A 7,097-nucleotide genomic window follows, 5' to 3' on the forward strand; every position below is an offset into this window, starting at 1 on the left:
TCCGACGCGAAGGCGTAGCATCCCGTGCGCCGGACGTCTGCCCCTCTCCGACCGCCTGGCGGTCGCCACCCCGCTCCCGCGGGAGGCGACCGCCAGGCGCCTGTGCACCCGTACCGTTCCACCCGTTCCACCCGCAGCAAATGGGGAGTGTCTTCGATGACGACAGCCACGTCACGCGAGTCAGCAGACGGTTCCGCCCAGCCCACGGTGCGTACAGCCGCCGGTACGGTACGCGGGCGCCGGGAGGGCGGTCTGGCCGTCTTCCGCGGCATCCCGTTCGCCGAACCACCCGTGGGAGATGCGCGGTTCCAGGCCCCGCGCCCCATACGCGCCTGGGACGGAACACTCGACGCGTTCACCTTCGGCCCCCCGCCCCCACAGGAGGCGGGATTCCAGGGCCGCTCCCTCTTGCTGGACGCACCCACGGGCGACGACTGGCTGACGGTCAACGTCTGGACTCCCGACCCGGACCCGGCCGCCCATCGCCCGGTGATGGTGTGGATCTACGGCGGCGCCTACAAACTCGGCCATTCCGGCAGCCCCGGCTACGACGCCCGGCACATCGCCCGCGACGGCGACGTGGTCGTCGTCACCCTCAACTACCGAGTCGGTATCGAGGGTTTCGCCCGCATCGACGGGGCGCCCGCCAACCGTGGCCTGCTCGATCAGGTCGCGGCCCTGCAATGGGTGCGGGAGAACATCACGGCGTTCGGCGGCGACCCCGGCCAGGTCACCGTCTTCGGCGAGTCCGCCGGAGCCGGATCGATCGCCTCACTGCTGGCCATGCCGAGCGCGGTGGGACTGTTCCGGCAGGCCATCGCACAGAGCATGCCGGGCACGTTCTTCTCGGACGAACTGGCCCGCGACATCGCGGCCGCCATCGCCGCCGAGGCGGGCCTGCGACCCACCGTCGCCGACCTGTCCACGGTGGACCCACGCCAACTGCCCGCCGCAGGAGAGGCGTTGAGCGCCAAAATGCGCCAGTACGAGGAAAGGTGGGGGCAGGTCGTCCCCACGCAGACCCCCTTCTCCCCGGTCGTCGACGGCGAGGTACTGCCGACCACCCCCTGGCAGGCGCTGGCGGACGGCGCGGCACGGGACGTGGAGCTGATCGCCGGGCACAACAAGGACGAGTTCCGGCTGTTCCTCGCCCTCGCCGGGCAGCTCGGGAAGATCACCGACGAGCAAGCGGCAGCGGCACTGCGCACGTTCGCACCCGGGCCGGACGGCGAACAGGCCTACCGCACCGCCTATCCGGACGCCTCGCCCGGTGAGCTGTACGAACGGGTCCAGACCGACTGGCTGTTCAACATGCCCTCGCTGCACCTGGCCGAGGCCCAGGTCGCCGGGGGCGGCCGCGCGCACGTGTACGAGCTGGCCTGGCCGGCCCCGGGCAATGGCGGTGTCCTGGGCGCCTGCCACGGCCTCGACATACCGCTGCTGTTCGGCACGTTCGACGCCGACCTCGGCGCGCTGCTGTTCGCCGGTTCCGAACCCTCGCCTGAGGCCAGGTCGCTGTCGTCCCGCTTCCGCGCGGCCTGGACCGCGTTCGCCACGACCGGCGACCCGGGCTGGCCCTCGTACGACACCGAACATCGGCTGGTCCAAATTCTCGACGCGAACCCGCACGTCACCGCCTACCCGGAGGGAACCTCCCGACGCCTCTGGCAGAACCACACCTTCCCCGCACTGCCGCTGATCAACTGACCACCTGGCAAAACATCGCCGCAACGATACCCACTCCGTCAACAGGCCGGGCCGACTTCGCGGACCTCGACACCGCCGAAGTCAGCCCGGGCAGTGGACTGAAGCACGGTCGGCACCCGTCACCCCGAAATACGCTTGCCTAAGTTAATCAATCTCTATATAGTTGAGTGAGTTAAGCAAGCCGCTGTCGCTGAGCCCTGCTGATCCCAAGGGATTCACGGCCCCCGTCCGGAAGGAAACCCATGGAGTCGCTGCCGCTCTCGTCGAAGCCCGGGACGGTGTACGAGGCGCAGTGCATGGAAGGGATGGAGACCGGCTCGGACGAGGCGCACCGGGCCCCGGCTGCTCCCGGTCCGCTCGCCTCCTTCGCCCGGTTCGTAGTGTCCGGCGGCGGTGTCGGGGTCGCCTCCAGCTTCGCGGTGGCTCTGCTCGCCGCGCTGATGCCCTGGGCGGTGGCGAACGCGCTGATCACAGTCGCCTCGACCATCCTCTGCACGGAACTCCACGCACGCTTCACCTTCGGCGCCGGGCGGCGTGCCGGATGGCGCCAGCACTGGCAGTCAGCGGGATCGGCCGCGGCCGCCTACGCGGTGACCTGCGCCGCGATGTTCATACTGCACATGGTGCAGTCGTCGCCCGAGATACTGACGGAGCAGATCGTCTACCTCAGCGCCTCCGGGCTCGCCGGAATCGGACGTTTCGTGGTGCTGCGCCTGTTCGTCTTCGATGGAGCACAGAACCGGACGACGGTGCGGGCGAAGAGCCCGGCGGAGGTTCAGGAGACGAGCGGGACAGTGGTCTCGTCCATCCCGGTTCCGGCGTTCTCCAAGGTCGTGTCACCGGCCAGGGAGATGGCGAGCAGCACTTCGTCGTGCAGGCCGAACACCTCGAGCAGCGTCGTCAGGTGCGGGACGGGGGCGACGACGGTCACGGGAGGCCCTCGGTGCCGGACGAGGACCGCCACGACGGTCACGGGAAGCTCCCGGTGCCGGACCGGCGGCGTTGGTCACCCTTCGGCGAGCAGGTCGCCGGCGCGCTCAGGGATCGGATTCACTGCCGAAGCTTCCGACCACATGGGGTGGATCTCCGACCGGCTACCTCGCACCGGTGCGACCGGAAGCCCTTCACCTCTTCGCAGGCGGCCAAGCGAGTCATGCAGCGGCAAGGCCCCTCACCAGTCCGTCGGCAGGGCCGGTACCCCCGCAGGGCGGTAACCGGCGCCGCCCTCCTACGAGTTGTTCAGATACGCCAGTACGGCGAGCACCCTGCGGTGCCCGCTGTCGCTCGGCGGCAGGCCCAGCTTCAGGAACACGTTGCCGATGTGTTTGCTGACCGAGCGTTCCGTGACGACGAGGGTCTTGGCGATGGTGGTGTTGTCGTGGCCCTCGGCCATCAGTTTCAGGACCTCGCGCTCGCGAGGAGTGAGCGTGTCGAGAGGGTCGTTGCGGCGACGGGTGAGGAGTTCGGTGACGACTTCGGGGTCCAGGGCCGCGCCGCCGGCCGCGACCCGCTCCAGAGCGTCCAGGAACTCGTCCACCCGGCCGGCCCGGTCCTTGAGCAGATAGCCCACTCCGCTCGCACCGCCGGCCAACAGCTCATTGGCGTAGGACTCCTCGACGTACTGCGAAAGTACGAGCACCGGCAGCCCGGAGAGTTCTTCGCGCGCCGCGATGGCCGCGCGCAGGCCCTCGTCGCGGAAGCCGGGCGGCATCCGAACATCGAGGACGGCGACATCCGGACGGTGGGCGAGCAGTGCGGGCAGCACTTCCGGTCCGCTCCCCGCGACGCCCACCACCTCGTGCCCGGCCGAGGTCAGCAGCAGTACCAGGCCCTCCCGCAGCAGGGCGTTGTCCTCGGCGATCACCACACGCACGGCAGCTCCACTTCGATCACGGTCGGCCCCCCGACGGGGCTGGTCAGCAACAACGTTCCGTCCAGCGCGGCGACCCGGCGGCGCATGCCGAGCAGTCCGGACCCGCCCGGGCCGTCGGCGGGAGCGTTGCCCTCGCCCCCGCCCCGGCCGTCGTCGTGGACACTGACCCTCAGCCCGCCGAGAGTGCGGGCGAGCCGGACCTCGGCCCGGTCGGACCCGCTGTGCTTCGCCGCGTTCGTCAGCGCCTCGGCCACCACGAAGTACGCGGCCGCCTCGATCGCCGCCGGGGGCCGCGGCCCGTCCTGCGCACCGTCCCGCAGGCAGTCCACCCCTACGGTGACGTCCAGCCCGCTGCTCGCGGCCAGTGCCCGGACCGCGCCGACGAGACCGCGGTCGGTGAGGATCGGCGGGTGGATGGCCCGTACGACGTGACGCAGCTCGGCCAGAGCCTCCTCGGCCTGGTCCTGGGCGTCGTCGAGAGCTTGCGCGCACCCTCGGGATCACGCTCGTACGCGCGTTTCGCCAGGCCGATCCGCATGGACAAGGAGACCAGCCGCGCCTGCGTGCCGTCATGCAGGTCCCGCTCGATACGGCGCAGTTCGGCACCGTGCGCGGCGACGGCGCCCGCCCGGGTCTCCGTCAGCTCCTCGACCCGTTCGGCGAGCCGTGTCTTAGGGGAGAGCTTGAGCAGGGGCGGTCGACCAGGCGGCGTCGAGGTCGGCGAGCCGGATGATCAGCGGGAGTACGACCGCCTCGCGACGCCCGTACCGCAGGCCGTCGACGAGCAGGCCAACCGGCCACAGCGGCAACGCCAGGTATCCAAGACAGCCGTAGCCGTAGTACGCGACCATCCAGCGCAGGTCGGTGAACGTGCCCGGGTCACGGACCGCCGTGCGCAGCCGACCCTCAAGGGGCAGATAAGCCTCCGGGATCTCTCGGCCCATCCACGCCGCCACCTGCTTCCGTTTGGCCCCGGCGATCCGGCGCACCAGCAGCACCGTCTCCGTCAGCATCCAGGCACCGACCACCACGACCGTGGCGGTGGCCGTGATCAGCAGCACGGTGATGAAGACGATCGATCCGAAGCCCATCGCAGCGGCTACAGCCAACTGGACCGTGGCCCGCGCCGCCTGCCGCACCGTCTCCCACATGCTGACCAGGCTGGGCGACACCGCGCACGGACGCGGGTGAGCAGGCTCCCGAACCGTGGTGTAGCGGGCTACACCACGGTTCACGCGTGCACTCCCTCGTGGCGGCGGGCGAACGACGGGATCGTTGATCGCAGAGGTTCACAGCCCCTCGTTCGGAACGAAACCCCGTGAAGTCACTCCACGCCAGCGTCGGCGACCAGCGCGAGAGCGGCGGTGCGCACCGCCGCAGCCCGCCCCAGGACGCAGCCGATCACCGTCGGGATCACCGTCTGCCCCGACCTGAGCCCGCACGACCGAAGCGGGCGCGCCGACGACGGGCGCGTAAAGAGCCGTATGGGGCCGAGCCCACCACCATCACGAGGGCTCGCTCGGGCCCTGTCATGATGTGCAGACGTTCCTCAGTTCGTCGGCCGCATCGTTGATCTTGCTGGAGTCCGGGCTGGTGTCGCCGTTCAGAATGGCCTTGTTGTAGTCCGTGATCGCCTTGTTGAGGTCGTCGACCGCCTTGTCGGCCTTGTCGTTGTCAGTGTCGTCGCCGATCTTGTCGAGGTTCTTGTCGATGGTGTCGATGGACTCGTCTGTCAGCGTGGGGTCGTTCGCCGCGTCCAGACCGGCCTCGTGGATTGCCTTGAGGCTGTCGGCGATCGTGCCCGCGTTGTGGAAGCAATCAAGTGAGCTGTCGACGTCGTCGCAGCCGGTAAGGAGTCCGGCAGTCAACGTGACGGCGACAACGGCGGTGGCTATGGCGGCAGTACGGCGTCCACGTCGGCGGTTCGCGGCCATGGGGTGGTCCCTTCCTCAATGCGATCTCTGACAACCACGATTCCGTCGCTCGCTCGCCGCCACGAGGGACCGGCCCCCCGAATCCATGGTGTAGTCCGCTACACCATGGGGCGGACCGCCCGCGGACAGCTTCCACTCCCCTGGGCTGAACCTGGAACGCGGTCCAGCGGCGAAGAGTGGTGTGGCCGTCGTGGTGCACCACATCGCGCTGCGAGGGAGGGGCGGGATCTGTCACGGATTACGGAGCCTCGTGGTGTGACGGGGACGGCGCCGTGAGCCGCACCCCAGAAGAGACCAACCGCCGCATGCTGCGGGCACGGGATGCGATGGACCCGCCTACGCGCAGCCGCTGGACGTCCCTTCCCTGGCGCGGATCGCCTATCGAGGCGACGGTTATGGTGCCTTGAAAGACCCTGACGTGCGCGGCGGCAGACAGGTCGCCGTGCACGTTTTTCCGATTCGATGACTCGCCAGCTCACCTGTGGTGGTGAGGAGTTCGGTGACACCAGGATCGTCCGGGCCGGCCAGGACATCCTGGCCGGCGTCACGAAGCGTCGACGACCTCTCGGTCCGTCGGGCTCGCACGGTCCCCGCTCGCTCCGCGGAGACCACGGACTGACGCACAGTCGGTCGCCGGCACGGGGCCGCAGCTCGTCAGGCGGAGGGTCCGACTTCGACATCCGCCTCGGCGTGCGTGACGAAGTCGTCGACCAGCCGGTGGAAGAGCGTGGCGAGCTGCCGCAGGTCGTCGGGCGACCAGTCGGCGAGAGCCACCTCCATGCCCCGGCGGCTCACCTCTCGTATGCGCTCGACCGCTGCCACTCCGGCGTCGGTGAGCTGGATGCGATGAGCACGGCTGTCGTCCGGATCCTGGACGCGGATCACGTAGCCGTCCTTCTCCAGCTGCCTCAGTTGTCGGCTGACATGGGAGGCTTCCACGGACAGCCGGACAGCCAGCACTCCGGGCCGTATCGGCTCGCTCTCGGCGATGCTCCGCAGGATCGAGGCAGCCGCTCGGTCCAGCTTCAGTCCGGCCACGGCCATCAGACGCTCGTGCTGCCGGGCCCTGCCTGCCAGATACGCGACGCGGGTGAGGGCTTGCTCGATCGCGATCACGTCCGGCGAGGCGGGCGCTGCGGGGGGTGGTGTGGACATGAGTCCACCGTAACAGATACTTGCCTTAGTTAACCAAAATTCTCACAAGGTTGCTTGACTTAAGTAATGCATCTATGCTTGCCTAAGTTAAGTAATCCAGCGGTGCCCGTCATGAACGGACCCTGCCGGACTCCCACTTTCCTCGCAGGAGCATCACTCATGTCGCATCCCCACCCCTGTGGTCACCACGGCCACCCTGCTACGGCGCCCACGGCTCCGTCCTGTACGGACCGACGCCCCCGCGCCATCTGACGCGATCCGAGCCGCACGGCATGCCGGCCGTGGGCACACAGACCGGGGCCCTCGAGCGGAGGAAGCCCCGCCGCGGGGGGGGCCCGGGGGGCGGGGGGGCGCGGGGCCCCGCGCCCCCCCCCCCCCGGCCGCCCCCCCCCCCCCCCCCCCCCCCCCCCGCAGCCACCCACACCCCA

General features: G+C 69.6%; 6 protein-coding genes and 2 pseudogenes. 2 read left to right on the plus strand and 6 right to left on the minus strand.

What is annotated here, in order from left to right:
- Positions 1-156: 156 nt before the first annotated feature.
- Entirely contained in the window at positions 157-1,707 is a 1,551-nt protein-coding gene (locus ACIBLC_RS33220; protein WP_399215080.1) for a carboxylesterase/lipase family protein, read from the plus strand.
- A 172-nt stretch (positions 1,708-1,879) separates the two neighbouring features.
- On the opposite strand, the gene ACIBLC_RS33225 is transcribed toward ACIBLC_RS33220, so the two are convergent.
- The gene (locus ACIBLC_RS33225; protein WP_399215081.1) at positions 1,880-2,194 is read right to left on the minus strand and encodes a hypothetical protein; all 315 of its coding nucleotides are present in this window, start codon (positions 2,192-2,194) and stop codon (positions 1,880-1,882) included.
- On the opposite strand from ACIBLC_RS33225, the pseudogene ACIBLC_RS33230 reads away from it, so the two are divergent.
- Positions 2,088-2,439: pseudogene (locus tag ACIBLC_RS33230) on the plus strand (GtrA family protein); the annotation flags it as partial. The gene ACIBLC_RS33225 and the pseudogene ACIBLC_RS33230 overlap by 107 nt on opposite strands.
- Positions 2,440-2,482: 43 nt before the next feature.
- Here the strand turns inward: ACIBLC_RS33230 and ACIBLC_RS33235 are convergent.
- The 5 genes and pseudogenes from ACIBLC_RS33235 to ACIBLC_RS33255 form a co-directional block, all read right to left on the minus strand.
- The gene (locus ACIBLC_RS33235; RefSeq protein WP_399215082.1) at positions 2,483-2,680 is read right to left on the minus strand and encodes a hypothetical protein; all 198 of its coding nucleotides are present in this window, start codon (positions 2,678-2,680) and stop codon (positions 2,483-2,485) included.
- Positions 2,681-2,935: 255 nt separating this feature from the next.
- A complete protein-coding gene (locus ACIBLC_RS33240) occupies positions 2,936-3,580 on the minus strand; it encodes a response regulator (RefSeq protein WP_399215083.1) in 645 nt (214 codons plus the stop codon).
- A pseudogene (locus ACIBLC_RS33245) lies at positions 3,568-4,731 on the minus strand (histidine kinase). The gene ACIBLC_RS33240 and the pseudogene ACIBLC_RS33245 overlap by 13 nt, the downstream one beginning before the upstream one ends.
- Positions 4,732-5,109: 378 nt before the next feature.
- Complete coding sequence (locus ACIBLC_RS33250) at positions 5,110-5,514, minus strand: hypothetical protein (protein ID WP_399215084.1); 405 nt, start codon at positions 5,512-5,514, stop codon at positions 5,110-5,112.
- A gap of 654 nt (positions 5,515-6,168) precedes the next feature.
- Positions 6,169-6,669: a MarR family winged helix-turn-helix transcriptional regulator gene (locus ACIBLC_RS33255; RefSeq protein ID WP_399215086.1), complete on the minus strand. Its 501-nt coding sequence runs from the start codon at positions 6,667-6,669 to the stop codon at positions 6,169-6,171.
- Positions 6,670-7,097 lie beyond the last annotated feature (428 nt).

Source organism: Streptomyces sp. NPDC050535, assembly GCF_044457665.1.
In the GTDB taxonomy this organism is placed as follows: Bacteria; Actinomycetota; Actinomycetes; order Streptomycetales; family Streptomycetaceae; genus Streptomyces.